This is a genomic window from Streptomyces beijiangensis (assembly GCF_017315755.1).
GTDB lineage: Bacteria > Actinomycetota > Actinomycetes > Streptomycetales > Streptomycetaceae > Streptomyces > Streptomyces beijiangensis.
In genome coordinates this window covers 1-227 of the sequence record NZ_JAFLRJ010001059.1, presented here as the reverse complement: position 1 = coordinate 227, position 227 = coordinate 1, and the positions used below count along the sequence as shown (strand labels likewise).

The 227-nt window shown below is 74.0% G+C and carries 1 pseudogene; it reads left to right on the top strand.

The features are described from left to right. Positions 1-227: pseudogene (locus tag J0695_RS40530) on the top strand (amidohydrolase); the annotation flags it as partial.

Below are 227 nucleotides of genomic sequence, written 5' to 3'. Positions count from 1 at the left end.
AGGAGGGGGCGATGGAGGTGGTGGGCCGGCACGCGCCGAAGTCCACGCCGGCCGACCGGCTCAAGGCACTCCTGCACGCGCAGCGCCTGCTCCACTCGTACGGCATCACCGCCTGGCAGGACGCCCTCATCGGCTCGGTCCTCGGCATGGACGACCCCTCCGACGCCTACCTCGCCGCCGCCCGCGATGGCTCGCTCACCGCACGCGTCGTCGGCGCCCTGTGGTGG